We start from the raw sequence: 15517 nt of genomic DNA, 5'->3' as shown, positions 1-15517 counted from the left end.
CCGGCGCGCCAGGATCGTCTGAAATCGAACGCCGCCCGTATCGAAGGATGCGGGCGGCGTTCTCGTTGGGCGCGCCGGTGGTCGGGCGTGTCGCCGCGGCGGCGTGAGACGCCTCTAGCGGCGCACGTCCAGTTCGCCGCCGAGAAAGGCATCCAGATCGCTCTGGCGGAACAGCCCCGCGTCGCCGGGCAGCGAATGTTTCAGCGCGGCCAGCGCCAGCCCGCTCCGCGCCGCCGCCGCGGCATCCTCACCCCGGCGCAGGGCGTGGAGGACGCCCGCGGCAAAGGCGTCGCCGCCACCGATACGGTCGACGATGCCGGCCAGCACCACCTCCTCGCTCTCCGCCGCGCCCGCGCGCGTGTCGATCCGCGCGGAGAGCCGGTTGAGGTCGACATGCTCGACGTGGCGCGCGGTCGACGCGATCATCCGCAGCGTCGGAAAAGCGTCGAACGCCGCCTCGGCGGCGCGACGTGCGTCGCCCGCCAGATCGTCGCGCCCGAGCAGCAGCGCCACGTCGCGATGGTTGCCGAACATCAGGTCGGCATGGCGCACGATCTGACCGAGGATCGCGCGCGGGTCACCGTCCCAGCGCGCCCACAGCTTGCCGCGCCAGTTGCCGTCGAACGACACCGCGACGCCGCGCGCCGTGGCGGCCTCGGCGGCGGCGATCGCGCTGCGCGCCGGCACCGGCCCGAGTGCCGGGGTGATGCCGGACAGGTGGAGCCGGTCCACCCCGTCGAGCAGCGCGTCCCAGTCCCAGGAGTCCGCCGGCGCCTCGGCGAAGGCGGAATGCGCGCGGTCGTACACCACCTCGGTCGCGCGCAGCCCCGCGCCGGTGGTGGCGAAATACAGCCCGATCCGCTCGCCCCCGAGCGCCACGCGCGCGACGTCGACGCCATGGCCGCGCAGCGTGCGCAGCGCGGCGCGGCCGAGGTCATTGTCGGGCACCCGGCTGGCGAAGGCGACGTCATGGCCGAGACAAGCGAGCTGCGTGACGACATTGGCCTCGGCGCCCGCGACCCAGACGTCGAGGCGCGCCGATTGGAGCAGCAATTCGCGCCCCGGCGGCGACAAGCGCAGCATGACCTCGCCGAACGCCAGCAGCTTGCCCATCAATCTCCCCTCCCCGTGTCGCCGCCGTGTGTCGCGGCTGGGGGCGGCGACGTCAACCGCGCGCGGCACCCGGCTCCGCGACGAAGCGTGCGATCACGTCCTTGCCGAGCCGCGCGGGGCGCTGCGTCGCGGCGTCGAGACAGCACCACACGCTGCTGACCTCGGCGACAATCTCCTCGCCGCGCTTGAACAAGGTGCTGAAGAAGGTGCGCGCACCCTGCGCCTTCTCCGCGATCACCTCGGCGACGATGCCGTCCTCGAGGAAGGTCGGCCGGCGATAGGTGATCTCGTGCTTGAGCGCGACCCAGAGATGCTGCGCCACCGCCTCGGGCGGCGCGACGCGCTCCCAATAATCGAGCACCGCGGCCTGCACCCATTTCAGATAGACCGCGTTGTTGACGTGGCCCATGAAATCGATGTCCTCGTCCGCGACCTGGACCGGATAAGCGTGCGCGTGCGCGGAGGCAGTCATGAATCGGGCTTTCGGTGGCGAGCGCGCAGATTAGGTGATTGTGTCGACCGGCACAATGCGGCGGCGCGTGCGTCGGCAGGACAGCTGACCCGGCCCGCCGATCAAGGCGCCGCGCGCGCCGGCCCCGCGGCGCCGGGTCGCAGCAGCAGCACGATCCAGCCGAGCGCGAGCAGGTACGACACCGCGGCGAACAGCAGCAGCGGCAGGTAGCCGAGCCCCGCCGCGAGCACCACGCCCGCCACCTTGGAGATCACCACGCCGCCGACATTGCCGCTGAACGAGCCGAAGGCGGTGACCCGCCCGACCTTCTGCTGCGGCACGATGTCCGCGATGAGCGCGAACAGGTTGGTGGAGAAGGCCTGATGCCCCGCCAGTGCGAGCGCCATCAGCGCCACCGCGGCGGGAAAGCGCGCGGTCGCCAGCGCGAGCGGCACGGGCAGCACGCACAACGCCGCCGCCAGCAACACGCCGCGGCGCACCGTCCAGGCGCGATGGCCGGACGCGAGCAGCCGGGTCGCCACGCCGCCGCCGAGCAGCGAGCCGAGCGCGGCGCCGCCATAGGCCAGCGCCAGCGGCACGCCGAGTTCGACTCCGCTCAGCCCGAAGCGGCGGTGGAAGAAATCGGGCAGCCAGAACAGCAGCAGCCACCAGGTCGCGTCGGACAGCAGCTTGGCCCCTGCGACCGCCCAGGTACGCCGCTCGCGCAGGATCGGGCCATAATCGACCGGCGCGCTCGCTCCGGTCGCGGCAGCGGGCGCGTCGAGCCGCAGCCCGCGCGTCGCAGCGAGCCACACCAGCGCCCAGCCGAGCCCGATCACGCCGGCCGCGGCGAAGGTGCCGCGCCAGCCGAGCAGCAGCGCCGCCGCGGGGATGGCGAGCGGCGCGAGGATCGCGCCGAGGCTGCTCGCCGCGTTGCTGACGCCGAAACCGGTCGAGCGCCAGTTGGCGGGCAGCACCGCGGCGACGGTCTTGGTCGCGGTGGGCGTGCCCATCGCCTCGGTGGCGCCGAGCGTGACGCGGACCAGCACGAACTCGATTGTGGTGCGCGCCCAGCCGTGCAGCAGCGCGGCGACGCTCCACGCCGCGACGCCGACCGGGTTGGCCCATTTCACCCCGAGCTTGTCCGCGATCCAGCCGGTGACGAGGAAGCCCCCCGCCGCCCCCGCCTGGAACCAGGCGGCGAGCGTGCCGTAATCGTCGTCGCTCCAGTTGAGGTCGGCGGCGATCTGCGGCTTGAGCACCGCGATGATCTGGCGATCGACGAGGTTGAGCACGCCCGCGGTGATGACGAGGGCGAAGAGCAGCGAACGCCGGGCGGAGCCGAGATCGGCGAGGGTACGGGTCACTTGGCTAGGGCCGGTAGGATCACCGCCCTCCTCGTCACCCCGGCCCTGCGCCGGGGTCCATGGTGCCGTGCGCGCCATGCCGGTTGCGTGCGCGGCGGGATGGATGCCGGGTCAGGCCCGGCATGACGGGAGAAGAGTTGGCTTGCCGAACGCGGGACAAGTACGGCGAGGTGCTGCGACACGACGCAGGCACCCATACCTTCCGTCACCCCGGGCTTGTTCCGGGGCCTACCCGTCGACGCTCTCCACGATCGTTGGATGCGCGCCACGGTGGATCCCGGAACAAGTCCGGGATGACGAAGGGGGCGGTGAGCGCCGAGGGGTGCGGCCCGGCTCGCCGAAGTCACCTCGCACGCGCCCCGCCTCACCTCGCTCACCGCGCCAGCGGCGCGTGGTCGAGCCGCGGCAGCACGTGGCGCGCGAACAAATCGGCCTCGGCGGCGTGCGGGTAGCCCGAGAGGATGAAGGCGTCGATCCCCTCGGCGCGATAGGCCTCCAGCTTGGCGAGCACCTGGTCGGGGTCGCCGACGATCGCCGCGCCGCAACCCGAGCGCGCGCGCCCGATCCCGGTCCACAGATTGGCCTCGGCATAGCCGTCGTCGCTGCCCTCGCGCAGCTCGGCCTGGCGGCGCACCCCTGCGGACTGCGAATCGAGCGAGCGCGCGCGGATCGCGGCACCGGTGGCGTCGTCGAGCCGCGACAGCAGCCGGTCCGCGGCGTCGCGCGCCGCCGCCTCGCTCTCGCGCACCACGACATGGACACGATAGCCGAAGCGCAGCGTCCGCCCCTTCGCCGCGGCGCGCGCGCGCAGGTCGGCGACGATGCCGCGCACGCCCTCGATCGTGTCGGGCCACATCAGATAGACGTCCGCCTGTGCCGCCGCGGCGTCGCGCGCGGCCTCGGACAGGCCGCCGAAATAAAGCAGGGGACAGCGCCCCAGCGTGGTGGTGATGCCGGGCGGGTCGAGCTTGAGCTGCCAGAACTCGCCCCGGTGATCGAGCGACTTGCCGTCGAGCAGCGTGCGCAGGATCTGCATCGCCTCGACGGTGCGGCGGTAGCGCGGCGCGCTCTCCAGCGTCTCGCCGGGCAGGTCGCTCGAGATGATGTTGACGGTCAGCCGCCCGCCGAGCATCCGGTCGATCGTCGCGATCTGGCGCGCGAGCTGCGGCGGCCAGCTCTCGCCGACGCGCACCGCCATCAGCAGCCACAGACGGCGCAGCAGCGGCGCGATGCCCGCGGCGAAGGCGGTGGTGTCGATCCCGAGCGTGTAGCCCGAGGGCAGCAGGATATTGTCGAACCCGCCGCTCTCCGCCTGGAGCGCGATGTCGCGACAATGCTCCCACGACGAGCGCAGCCGCTCGTCGGGAACGCCGAGGAACTCGTAATCGTCGTCGCACAAGGCCGAGAACCAGCTCACCTCGCAGGGCGCGCGCGTCATGGCAGCTTCTCCCCCGTGCCGGCCTCGAGCACGGCGTACCAGCGCGCGCGGGTCCACTCGACCTTGCAGGCGTCCGCGGCGGCGCGCACGCGTGCGGGGTTCTGCGAGCCGATGATCGGGATCACGCGCGCGGGATGCGCCATCACCCAGGACAGCGCCGCGGTCGCCGCGTCGACGCCGAACTCGGCCCCGTGTTCGGCGAGCAGCCGCGCCGCCGGGTGCGACGGGTCGGCCAGCCGACCGCCGCCGAGCGGCGACCAGGCGAGCACCGCGAGGTCGAGCCGCATCGCCTGGTCGAGCACGCCGTCGAACAGCGGCGCAGCGCGAAGCGGCGAGAACTCGGGCTGCGTGCTCGCCAGCGGCTGGGCGAGGAAGGACTGGAGCGCCTCCAGTTCGTGCACCGAATGGTTGGAGACGCCGAGCGCGCGCACCTTACCCGTCTCCACCATGCGGGTCAGCGCGGCGGCGACCTCCTGCGGGTGGGTGAGGAAGTCGCGGCGGTGGACCTGGTAGAGGTCGATCACGTCGACGCCGAGCCGGCGCAGCGAGTCGTCGAGCGCTCCGGCGAGATAGTCGGCGCCCGAATTGTAGGGGATGCCGGGCCGGATGCCGCCCTTGGTCGCGATCACCATGCGGTCACGCAGCGCGCGCTCCTCGGCGAGCGCGCGGCCGAACAGCTCTTCGGCCGAGCCGAAGCCTGCCGGCACGTCGGCACCGTAGATGTCGGCGGTGTCGAACAAGGTGATCCCGGCCTCGAGCGCGGCGTCGATCAGCGCGCGTACCGGCGCGATATCGTCGCCGGCGAGGCGCCACATGCCCCAGGCGAGCGGTGAGACGGTCAGCCCGCTCTTGCCGAGCGGGCGCGGTTGGTTGGATAGGCGCAGCGTCGTCATCCGCGGCGGCATGGCACAGGGTTGGACGTGATGGTAGCCGAGATCAGGTACGGATTGGTCGGCACGGGCATGATGGGGGTCGAACACCTCCGCAACATCGTTTTGGTGCCCGGCGCGCGCGTCGTCGCGCTCGCCGACCCGGTGCCGACCTCGCTCGGCTGGGCGCGCGACGCGCTCGGCGAGGTCGCGGCGGGCGCGACCGCCTATGACTCGGCCGAGGCGCTGGCGCGCGACGCGCAGGTCGACGCGATCGTGATCGCCTCGCCCAACCACACCCACCGCGCCGTGCTGGAGCCGCTGTTCGCCACCAACGCCGCGATCCTGTGCGAGAAGCCGCTCGCCACCACGCTCGACGACGCGCGCTGGATCGTCGAGCGGGCGGCGGCGCGCGCGGCGCCGTTCTGGACCGGCATGGAATATCGCTTCATGCCGCCCGCCGCCGCCTTCATCCAACAGGTCCATGCCGGGCGCGTCGGCGCGCTGCGCATGCTGTCGATCCGCGAGCATCGCTTCCCCTTCCTCGAGAAGGTCGGCGACTGGAACCGCTTCGCGCGCAACACCGGCGGCACGATGGTGGAGAAATGCTGCCACTTCTTCGACCTGATGCGCGTCATCACCGGCGCCGAGCCGGTGCGCGTCCACTGCTCGGGCGCGATGGACGTCAACCACCTCGACGAGCTTTACGGCGGTGAGCGCCCCGACATCATCGACAACAGCTTCACCACGGTCGATTTCAGCAACGGCGTCCGCGCGATGCTGGACCTCTGCATGTTCGCCGACGGCGCCGAGCACCAGGAGGAGATGAGCGCCACCGGCGACGCCGCGCGGCTCGACGTGCTGATCCCGCCCGGCGAGCTGGTGTTCTCGCCGCGCACCGGCTTCGGCAACGCCAAGCGCGTGGAGCGAACGACCGTGGCGATCGACCCGGTCGCGCACGCCGCGGGCAGCCACGAGGGCGCGACCTATTACCAGCATCTCGCCTTCGCCGCCGCGGTGCGCGGCGAGGCGCCGGTGCAGGTGAGCGCGGAGGACGGGCTGCGCGCGGTCGCGATCGGGGTCGCCGCCGAGATCAGCGCGCGCGAGCATCGCGTCGTCGAGATGAGGGAGCTGGGGCTGTGACGCTGGTTCAGCCCGGCGATCATGTCGCGATCGTCGGCGGCGGCTTCTCGGGCACCTTGCTCGCGATCAACCTCGTCCGCCACGACGGCCCGCGCGCCACGCTGATCGAGCGCCGCCCCGGGCAAGTCGCGCGCGGCGTCGCCTATAGCGCGGCGCACGACGAGCATCTGCTCAACGTCCGCGCCGGCAACATGAGCGCGCTGCCCGACGATCCCGACCATTTCGTCCGCTGGCTCGAGCGCGAGGGGCTGGGCGATCGCACCACCTTCGTGCCGCGCAAGATCTACGGCCGCTATCTCCGCGCGATGCTCGAGGAGGCCGCCGCGGCCAACCCGGAGCGGCTGACGCTGGTGACGGGCGAGGTCTGCGCGCTCGAGTGCGATTCGCGCGGCTTCGCGCTGACGCTGGCCGAGGGCGGTAGCATCGCGGCCGATGTGGCGGTGCTCGCGCTCGGCAACCTGCCGCCGCACAGCCCGCCCGGCCTCGACCCGACGACGCTGCCGACGGGCTGCTACCGCGCCGACCCCTGGGCCGGCGACATCGCCGAGGGGCTGAGCGACGCCGACGAGGTGGTGCTGGTCGGCACCGGCCTGACCGCGATCGACGCCGCGCTGCTGCTCGACTCGGCGGGGTTCCGTGGACGTATTTTCGCGCTGTCGCGACGCGGGCTGGTGCCGCGCCGCCATGCCGACGGCGCGCCGCGGCCCGGGCTCAGCGAGCGTCCCGCGGCGACGCTCTCGGCGCTGGTGCGCGCGGTGCGTGATCGTGCCGAGGCGATCGGCTGGCGCGCCGCGGTCGACGAGCTGCGGCCGGTGACCCAGATGATGTGGGGCAGCGCCGACGCGACGACGCGCGCGCGCTTCCTCCGCCACCTGCGGCCTTATTGGGACGTGCACCGCCACCGGCTCGCGCCCGCGGTGGCGGGGCGGATCGACGCGTTGGTCGAGGCGGGGCGGCTGCGCTTCGCCGCGGGCAAGCTGGTCGGGGCGGAGGCGGACGGCACCGACGCGCTACTGCACTGGCGCGCCCGCGGCGGCGAGGCGGTGACGACGACGCGCGCGGCGCGGATCGTCAATTGCACCGGGCCGCAGGGCGACCTGCTGCGCTCGCGCGAACCGCTGGTCCGCCAGCTGCTCGCCGCCGGGATGATCCGCCCCGACGCGCTGCGGATCGGCCTCGACGTCGATCGCCAATCGCGCGTGGTGGCGGCGGATGGCGCGGTCAGCGACCGGCTCTATTGCATCGGCCCGATGACGCGCGGCGAGCTGTGGGAAGTGGTGGCCGTCCCCGATATCCGTCAGCAGAACTGGACGCTCGCGCGCCGCCTCGCCAACGCGCAATGGGTCGGCGGCGAGGGATTGTAACGCCCGCTCCCGCCCAATGCCGGTGGGATCGTCGACCGCGTCGACATGACGGGTGTCGACCGTCCGACATCGGTCTCCCGTCCGACCTCATCAAAGCAGTTGCACCATCGTGATGGTAGCGCTAACTCAAAGTCGAGAGGCGGGCGAAGATCCGCTGCGAACCGAGAGGAGTACGCCCGAATGCGCCACCCCCGACCCACCGTCCGCCGCCTCCTGCTCGCCGCGGTCGCGTCGCTGCCGCTGATCGCGTGCTCGTCGCAGGAGAGCACGTCGACGACGGCCGGCAACAATGCGACCACCGAGACCGCCGGCTGGGATCAGGAACGCGCCCCCGACGGGCGCGGCTATGCCTCGCAACCCCTCGTCCGCGACATCTACACCGCCGATCCCTCGGCGCACGTCTGGGGCGACGGCAAGCTCTACGTCTATCCCAGCCACGACATCCCGACCGACACCAAGAACGACGATCTCGGCAATCAATATGCGATGCGCGACTATCGCGTGCTGCGGCTGGACGAGCCCGGCGGCAAGGTGACGGTCGGCCCGGTCGCGCTCGACGTGAAGGACGTGCCCTGGGCGTCGCAGCAGATGTGGGCGCCCGACGCGGCCTTCAAGAACGGTACCTATTACCTCTACTTCCCCGCGCGCGACCGCACCAAGGACCGCAACGGGCTGGGCGCCTTCCGCATCGGCGTCGCCACCTCAAACAACCCGATGGGCCCCTTCAAGGCCGAGCCCGAGGCGATCAAGGGCAGCTACTCGATGGACCCGGCGGTGTTCACCGACGCCGATGGCACCTCGTACATGTATTTCGGCGGCATCTGGGGCGGCCAGCTCCAGCGCTGGAAGGACGGCAAATACGATCCCAACGGCAGCGACACCGATCTGAAGCAGGACGACCAGCCCGCGCTCTCGGGCAAGGTCGCCAAGCTCAACGCCGACATGAAGAGCTTCGCCGAGACCCCGCGCGACGCGGTGATCCTCGACGAAAAGGGCAAGCCCGTACTCGGCGGCGACCATGAGAAGCGCTTCTTCGAGGCGTCCTGGGTCTTCAAGCGCGGCGGGCAATATTATTACACCTACTCGACCGGCGACACGCACTTCCTCAACTACGCGATCGGCAAGACGCCATACGGCCCGTTCACCTACAAGGGCCACATCCTCAAGCCGGTGCAGGGCTGGACCACGCACCATTCGATCGTCGAGTGGAAGGGCAAGTGGTGGCTGTTCTACGCCGACACGCAACTGTCGGGGAAGAACCACCTCCGCAACGTCAAGATGACCGAGCTGAAGTTCAACCCGGACGGCACGATCCCGACGATCGATCCGTTCGTGAAGTGATCGACGACCCGACGCTCCCCTGCCGTCATCCCGGACTCGTTCCGGGATCCACCCGTCCGCAGGCACCACGATCGTGGGAGGTGCGGCACGGTGGATCCCGGAACACGTCCGGGATGACGGTGGGGGAGTGTGTGCCCGCCTACCCCCGACATCACGCCACGCTCCTCCAGACGAGATCCTGACCATGTTCCTCGGCATCGACATCGGCACCTCGGGCGTGAAGGCGGTGGTCATCGACCCCGCGGGCGCGATCGTCGCGCAGGGCACCGCCGCGCTCACCGTGCAGCGACCGCACCCGCTCTGGTCCGAGCAGGACCCGGAAGCGTGGTGGCAGGCGACCGAGGCGGCGGTACGCGCGCTGCCCGCCGAGGTGCGCCGCTCGGTGCGCGGCATCGGGCTCGCCGGCCAGATGCACGGCGCGACCCTGCTCGGCGCCGACGACCGCCCGCTGCGTCCCGCGATCCTGTGGAACGACGGCCGCTCGTTCGCGGAGTGCGCCGAGCTGGAGGCGAAGGCGCCCGAGCTGCACCGGGTCGCCGCGAACCTCGCCATGCCCGGCTTCACCGCGCCCAAGCTCCTCTGGGTCGCGCACCACGAGCCCGAGGTGTTCGCCGCGATTCGCACCGTGCTGCTGCCGAAGGACCATGTCCGGCTGCGCATGACCGGCGAGAAGGCGAGCGACGTGTCCGATGCCGCCGGCACCTTGTGGCTCGACGTCGCGAAGCGCGACTGGAGCGACGACCTGCTCGCCGCGACCGGTCTTCGCCGCGAGCAGATGCCGCGCGCGGTCGAGGGCAGCGACGTCGCGGGCACGCTGCGTGCCGACATCGCCGAGCGCTGGGGCATGGAGCAGGTGCCGGTCGCGGGCGGCGGCGGCGACAATGCCGCCGGCGCGGCGGGGGTCGGCGTGGTCAAGGACGGCGACGCCCTGCTGTCGCTCGGCACCTCGGGCGTGATCTTCGTCGCCACCGCCGAGCTGCGCGCCAACCCGGCCGCCGCGGTCCACGCCTTCTGCCACTGCCTGCCGGGCCTGTGGCATCAGATGGCGGTGCATCTCTCCGCCGCGGTCTGCGTCGACTGGGCGGCGCGGCTGATCGGCGCGGCGGGCGCGGCCGAGCTGTTCGCGCGCGCCGAGTCGGCGGGCGTTGGCAACGGCCCCGAGCTGTTCCTCCCCTACCTCTCGGGCGAGCGTACGCCGCACAATGACGCGCAGGTGCGCGGCGGCTTCCTGCGGCTCGACCATGACACCACGCCCGAGCGGCTCGCCCAGGCGGTGCTCGAGGGCGTCGCCTTCGCACTCGCGGACGGCGTGCGCGTGCTGCGCGAGTCGGGCACCGCGGTCGAGCGGCTGTCGGTGATCGGCGGCGGCGCGCGCTCGCGCTACTGGGGCGAGACGCTCGCCGCCGCGCTCGAGGTCGAGCTCGCCTATCTCAAGGGCGGCGAGGTCGGCCCGGCGATGGGCGCGGCACGGCTGGCGCAGCTCGCGGTCGATGGCGGCACGCCCGCCGAGGTCTGTGTCGCCCCGCCGGTCAGCCACGTCGTCGCGCCCGACCCCGCGCTGGTCGATCGGCTCGCCCCCAAGCGCGCCGCCTTCCGCGACGCGTACCCCCGCATCGCGCCGCACGCGGCCTGATTTTACCCACGAACCACCACGCCAAGGAGCGCCTGCATGGCCACCGACTTCTTCGCCGACATCCCTCAGATCAAGTACGAGGGCCCCGACAGCGACAACGAGCTCGCCTATCGCTTCTACGACAAGGACCGGGTCGTGCTCGGCAAGCGGATGGAGGACCACCTCCGCTTCGCCGCCTGCTTCTGGCACACCTTCTGCTGGCCCGGCTCGGACGTGTTCGGCGGCGGCACCTTCAATCGCCCCTGGCACGCCGGCGCGAACGACAGCGCCGCCGCGGCGCAGAAGCGTGAGGTGGCGTTCGACTTCTTCAGCAAGCTCGACGTGCCCTATTACTGCTTCCACGACGTCGACGTGATGGCCGACGCGCACGGCGTCGCCGAGCATCGCCGCTTCTTCGCCGAGGCGGTCGACCATCTCGAGAAGCTGCAGGCCGCGTCCGGTCGCAAGCTGCTGTGGGGCACCGCCAACCTGTTCAGCCACCCGCGCTTCGCCGCGGGCGGCGCGAGCAACCCCGATCCCGAGGTGTTCGCGTTCGGCGCGGTGCAGGTGCGCGACGCGCTCGAGGCGACGCATCGGCTCGGCGGCCAGAATTACGTGCTGTGGGGCGGTCGCGAGGGATATGAGTCGCTGCACAACACCGATCTCAAGCGCGAGCTCGACAACCTCGGCCGCTTCCTCAGCCTCGTCGTCGAGCACAAGCACAAGATCGGCTTCCAGGGCACGATCCTGATCGAGCCGAAGCCGCACGAGCCGACCAAGCACCAGTACGACTTCGACACCGCCACGGTGTACGGCTTCCTCAAGCGCTACGGGCTCGAGAACGAGGTCAAGGTCAACATCGAGGCGAACCACGCCACGCTCGCAGGCCACACCTTCGAGCATGAGATCGCCACCGCCGCGGCGCTGGGCATCTTCGGCTCGATCGACGCCAATCGCGGCGACCCGCAGAACGGCTGGGACACCGACCAATTCCCCAATTCGGTCGAGGAACTGACGCTGGCGATGCTCGAGATCGTCCGCGCGGGCGGCTTCACCACCGGCGGGTTCAACTTCGACGCCAAGGTGCGCCGCCAATCGGTCGACGCGGCCGACCTGTTCTACGGCCATGTCGGCGGCATCGACACGGTGGCGCGCGGGCTGCTCAACGCGGCGAAGCTGATCGAGGACGGCCGGCTCGATTCGATCAAGCGCGACCGCTACGCCGGCTGGGACGGCACGTTCGGCCAGCAGGTGTCGACGCTCGACCTCGCCGGGATCGCCGACCTCGCCGAGCGCGAGAACGTCGACCCGCGCCCGCGCTCGGGCCAGCAGGAGCGGATCGAGAATCTGCTCAACCGCTTCATCTGAGGGAGGGGGGCGGACGCGCTGCTCCGCCCCTCTACCATCGTGATGGAATGACCCTGCTGACCCAATAAGCCGTCCTCCCGCGAAGGCGGGACCTTCGCGAACGTGGCGGAACGTTCCGCATCTCCCGTCATCCCGGACTTGTTCCGGGATCCACCCCACCGCCAGAGCAAGTCGCGGTGAGTGCACGGCACGGTGGATCCCGGAACAAGTCCGGGATGACGGGGGTGATCTGTGAAGGTCCCGCGCAAGCCGGGGCCCAGTTAGGAAAGCGGTGGCGGGACCAAGCAGCGTCCCCCACCTGGACCCCGGCTTTCGCCGGGGAACAAGGCCTACGAGAGTGACGGCGAACCCACCCCAGGGTTGCGCCCCCTCCCCCTCGGGCCTAAATATGTCCGACTAATTCCCCAGAGCCGAGGATATCCATGATCGACGGAGCGATGCTGATCGGTGCCGAGCTGCGCCAGGCCGAGGCGCGGTTCACCGCGGTCGACCCGGCCAAGGGCGCGCCTCTCACCCCGACCTTCTCCTCCGCCGGCCCCGACGCGGTTGCCGACGCGTGCGAGCTCGCCGCCGCGGCCTTCCCGGCCTATGCCGCGACCGCGCCCGAGGATCGCGCCGCCTTCCTCGAGGCGATCGCCGACGAGATCGTCGCGCTCGGCGACCAGCTGATCGAGCGCGCACAGCAGGAGAGCGGCCTACCGCGCGCGCGGCTCGAGGGCGAGCGCGGTCGCACCGTCGGCCAGCTCAAGCTGTTCGCGCAGGTGGTGCGCCAGGGCGACTGGCTCGACGCCACGATCGACCCCGCGTTGCCCGACCGCCAGCCGCTCCCCCGCCCCGACCTGCGCCGCATGAACGTCGCGCTCGGCCCGGTGGCGGTGTTCGGCGCGTCCAACTTCCCGCTCGCTTTCTCGGTCGCGGGCGGCGACACCGCCTCGGCACTCGCCGCCGGCTGCCCGGTGGTGGTCAAGGGCCATCCGGCGCATCCGGGCACGGGCGAGCTGGTCGCGCGCGCGATCCGCGCCGCGGTCGACAAGGCGGGGCTGCCCGCAGGTGTCTTCTCCTATCTGCCGGGCGAAACCAATCGTCTCGGCGAGGCACTGGTGGCCGATCGCCGCATCAAGGCGGTCGGCTTCACCGGCTCGCGCGGGGGCGGGCTCGCGCTGGTGAAGATCGCGGCGAGCCGTGCCGAGCCGATCCCGGTCTACGCCGAGATGTCGAGCATCAACCCGGTCGTCCTCATGCCGCACGCGCTGGAGGCGCGCGGCGAGGCGCTGGCGCCGGCCTATGTCCAGTCGCTGACGATGGGCGCGGGGCAGTTCTGCACCAATCCCGGCCTGGTGCTCGCGATCGCCGGCGAGGCGCTCGACGCCTTCGTCGCCGCGGCAGGTCGCGCGCTGACCGAGAGCGCGCCAGCGACCATGCTGTCGCCGGGCATCCACGCCAGCTTCGAGCAGGGCGTCGAGGCGCTGGCGCGGCACAGCGCGGTGACGACGGTGGCGCGCGGCAAGGTCGGCGAGGGCGTCAATCAGGCGGTCGGCGCGCTGTTCCGCGCCGAGGCGGCGAGCTTCCTCGCCGACCGCGCGCTCGGGCATGAGGTGTTCGGCTCGTCCTCGATCGTGGTGGCGTGCCGCGACATGGACGAGGTGCGTCAGGTGATCGCTAGCCTCGAGGGCCAGCTCACCGCGACGCTTCACCTCGACGCCGAGGACGAGGCCGAGGCCAAGACGCTGATCCCGGTGCTCGCCGATCGCGTCGGCCGCATCCTGGTCAACGGCTGGCCGACCGGGGTCGAGGTGAGCCACGCGATGGTGCATGGCGGCCCCTTCCCGGCGACGAGCGACGGGCGCACCACCTCGGTGGGGACCGCGGCGATCTACCGCTTCCTGCGCCCGGTGAGCTTGCAGAACCTGCCCGCGTCGCTGCTGCCCGAGGCGCTGGCGGACGCCAATCCCTGGGGCGTGGCGCGGCGGCTCGACGGCAAGCGCGAGGCCTCGCCGCGGTAGGCCGCGCGTCGGGGTGGAAAGACGGGAGGGCGGCCTTGCGAGGCCGCCCTTTCCGTTGGTGGGGCATCGGCGCGGAGAAGGCCCGCGCCGCAGGCGCTCTCACCTCGTCACTGGCGACCACGCCGCTCGCCCCACGCGCGCCCTCTCCGCGCCTCCGCGTCTCTGCGCGAGATCATCTCACGCGAAGACGCGAAGACGCGAAGGCGTTGCTCAGGCGGTGATCGTGCCGCGTCTCACTGCTTCGCGTCCTCGCGGCTTCGCGTGAGAAATTTGTTCGCGCAGAGGCGCGGAGGCGCAGAGAGGGCGAGCGGTGAGCGCACCTGCCCCGCGCGCTCGCCCCCGAGCGCCATCCCGTCACGTCAGTGCGCCATCCCGTCAGTGTGCCATCCCGTAAGTCGGCACGGCGCCCTCACCTCCTGGCGTCATCCTGAGCTCGTCTCAGGATCCACCGTGCCGCCCACCCAACCGCCGCGGCGCCTGCGGGACAGTGGATCCTGAGACAAGCTCAGGATGACGCCAGTGGTGGATGGTGGTGCCACCCCGCCACGCACGGCGCTGGCGGCCAAGCGCCGCCACGCGCTCCCCCGTCAGTGGTTGTCGCGCGGCAAGCCCATGGTCTGCGCGATGCGCTGGTATTTCTCCGCGCCCTCCAGGATCGCGCCGGTGTTCATCTGGCCCACCACCGCGCGCTGGATCTCCTGCCACGGCGTCTGCGAGGCCGGGTACGCATAGCCCCCCGCCGCCTCCAGCGCGCGGCGGCGCTCGGCCAGTTCCTCGTCCTCCACCAGCACGTCGACGCGCGCGCGGTTGAGGTCGACGCGCACGCGGTCGCCGGTGCGCAGCAAGGCCAGCGCCCCCATCGCCGCCGCCTCGGGCGAGGCGTTGAGGATCGACGGCGACCCGCTCGTCCCCGACTGGCGCCCGTCGCCGATGCACGGCAAGGCATGCACGCCCTCGGTGATCAGATACGCCGGCGGGCGCATGTTCACCACCTCGGCCGCGCCCGGATAGCCGACCGGCCCGGCGCCGCGCATGAACAGCAAGGTCTCGGGCGTGATCCCGGTGGCGGGATCGTCGATCCGCGCGTGATAGTCCTCCGGCCCGTCGAACACCACCGCGGGGCCCTCGAAGGCGTTGGGATCCGCGGGGTTGCTCAAGTAGCGGTCGCGGAACTCGGGCGAGATCACGCTGGTCTTCATCACCGCCGCGTCGAACAGGTTGCCGGTCAGCACCAGGAACCCCGCCGCCTCCTTGAGCGGGCGGTCGTACGGGCGGATCACCGCCTCGTCCTCGATTCTGGCGCCGCGGCAGTTCTCGCCCATGGTGCGGCCGTTGACCGTCAGCGCGCCCTCCGCGATCAGCCCCTGCCCGATCAGCTGGCCCACCACCGCGGGCACGCCGCCGGCGCGGTAATAATCCTCGCCGAGATACTCGCCCGCGGGCTGCAG

The 15517-nt window shown here is 71.7% G+C and carries 12 protein-coding genes; 6 read left to right on the top strand and 6 right to left on the bottom strand.

Annotation, left to right across the window (positions count from 1 at the left end):
• Nucleotides 1–114: 114 nt before the first annotated feature.
• From EV292_RS16805 to EV292_RS16785, 5 genes are all read right to left on the bottom strand, one after another.
• Nucleotides 115–1113: a sugar kinase gene (locus EV292_RS16805; protein ID WP_132910411.1), complete on the bottom strand. Its 999-nt coding sequence runs from the start codon at nt 1111–1113 to the stop codon at nt 115–117.
• Between the two features lie 52 nt (nt 1114–1165).
• On the bottom strand, nt 1166–1585 hold the full coding sequence (locus EV292_RS16800; protein ID WP_132910410.1) for a thioesterase family protein: 420 nt from the start codon (nt 1583–1585) through the stop codon (nt 1166–1168).
• A 101-nt stretch (nt 1586–1686) separates the two neighbouring features.
• Nucleotides 1687–2931 (bottom strand): MFS transporter, encoded by a 1245-nt coding sequence (locus tag EV292_RS16795; RefSeq protein WP_165927160.1) that lies wholly within the window; start codon nt 2929–2931, stop codon nt 1687–1689.
• Between the two features lie 373 nt (nt 2932–3304).
• Complete coding sequence (locus EV292_RS16790) at nt 3305–4369, bottom strand: LLM class flavin-dependent oxidoreductase (protein WP_132910408.1); 1065 nt, start codon at nt 4367–4369, stop codon at nt 3305–3307.
• Entirely contained in the window at nt 4366–5262 is an 897-nt protein-coding gene (locus tag EV292_RS16785; protein WP_132910407.1) for an aldo/keto reductase, read from the bottom strand. The genes EV292_RS16790 and EV292_RS16785 overlap by 4 nt, the downstream gene beginning before the upstream one ends.
• A 30-nt stretch (nt 5263–5292) precedes the next feature.
• Between EV292_RS16785 and EV292_RS16780 the strand changes: the two genes are divergently transcribed.
• From EV292_RS16780 to EV292_RS16755, 6 genes are all read left to right on the top strand, one after another.
• On the top strand, nt 5293–6381 hold the full coding sequence (locus tag EV292_RS16780) for a Gfo/Idh/MocA family oxidoreductase (RefSeq protein ID WP_207913457.1): 1089 nt from the start codon (nt 5293–5295) through the stop codon (nt 6379–6381).
• Nucleotides 6378–7745, top strand: coding sequence for an FAD/NAD(P)-binding protein (locus tag EV292_RS16775; RefSeq protein WP_132910406.1), 1368 nt, complete (start codon nt 6378–6380; stop codon nt 7743–7745). The genes EV292_RS16780 and EV292_RS16775 overlap by 4 nt, the downstream gene beginning before the upstream one ends.
• 180 nt (nt 7746–7925) lie before the next feature.
• Complete coding sequence (locus EV292_RS16770) at nt 7926–9086, top strand: glycoside hydrolase family 43 protein (protein WP_132910405.1); 1161 nt, start codon at nt 7926–7928, stop codon at nt 9084–9086.
• Nucleotides 9087–9270: 184 nt separating this feature from the next.
• Entirely contained in the window at nt 9271–10719 is a 1449-nt protein-coding gene (xylB, locus tag EV292_RS16765) for a xylulokinase (protein ID WP_132910404.1), read from the top strand.
• Nucleotides 10720–10755: 36 nt separating this feature from the next.
• A complete protein-coding gene (xylA, locus tag EV292_RS16760) occupies nt 10756–12066 on the top strand; it encodes a xylose isomerase (RefSeq protein WP_132910403.1) in 1311 nt (436 codons plus the stop codon).
• A gap of 422 nt (nt 12067–12488) precedes the next feature.
• Nucleotides 12489–14069 carry an aldehyde dehydrogenase (NADP(+)) gene (locus tag EV292_RS16755; RefSeq protein WP_132910402.1) on the top strand — a complete coding sequence of 527 codons (1581 nt, stop codon included), beginning with the start codon at nt 12489–12491 and terminating at the stop codon, nt 14067–14069.
• A 587-nt stretch (nt 14070–14656) separates the two neighbouring features.
• On the opposite strand, the gene EV292_RS16750 is transcribed toward EV292_RS16755, so the two are convergent.
• Nucleotides 14657–15517 (bottom strand): dihydroxy-acid dehydratase (locus tag EV292_RS16750; RefSeq protein WP_207913456.1); only part of this gene is annotated, 861 nt, incomplete at its 5' end.

This window comes from Sphingomonas sp. BK235, assembly GCF_004345855.1.
GTDB lineage: Bacteria > Pseudomonadota > Alphaproteobacteria > Sphingomonadales > Sphingomonadaceae > Sphingomonas.
This window is presented reverse-complemented; position numbering and strand designations above follow the sequence as displayed.

Excerpts from the sequence above, each read along its gene's own strand:
- EV292_RS16805 (WP_132910411.1), bottom strand. The coding sequence starts at position 1,113 with ATGGGCAAGCTGCTGGCGTTCGGCGAGGTCATGCTGCGCTTGTCGCCG.
- EV292_RS16800 (WP_132910410.1), bottom strand. The coding sequence starts at position 1,585 with ATGACTGCCTCCGCGCACGCGCACGCTTATCCGGTCCAGGTCGCGGAC.
- EV292_RS16790 (WP_132910408.1), bottom strand. The coding sequence starts at position 4,369 with ATGACGCGCGCGCCCTGCGAGGTGAGCTGGTTCTCGGCCTTGTGCGAC.
- EV292_RS16785 (WP_132910407.1), bottom strand. The coding sequence starts at position 5,262 with ATGACGACGCTGCGCCTATCCAACCAACCGCGCCCGCTCGGCAAGAGC.
- EV292_RS16780 (WP_207913457.1), top strand. The coding sequence starts at position 5,293 with ATGGTAGCCGAGATCAGGTACGGATTGGTCGGCACGGGCATGATGGGG.
- EV292_RS16770 (WP_132910405.1), top strand. The coding sequence starts at position 7,926 with ATGCGCCACCCCCGACCCACCGTCCGCCGCCTCCTGCTCGCCGCGGTC.
- xylB (WP_132910404.1), top strand. The coding sequence starts at position 9,271 with ATGTTCCTCGGCATCGACATCGGCACCTCGGGCGTGAAGGCGGTGGTC.
- xylA (WP_132910403.1), top strand. The coding sequence starts at position 10,756 with ATGGCCACCGACTTCTTCGCCGACATCCCTCAGATCAAGTACGAGGGC.
- EV292_RS16755 (WP_132910402.1), top strand. The coding sequence starts at position 12,489 with ATGATCGACGGAGCGATGCTGATCGGTGCCGAGCTGCGCCAGGCCGAG.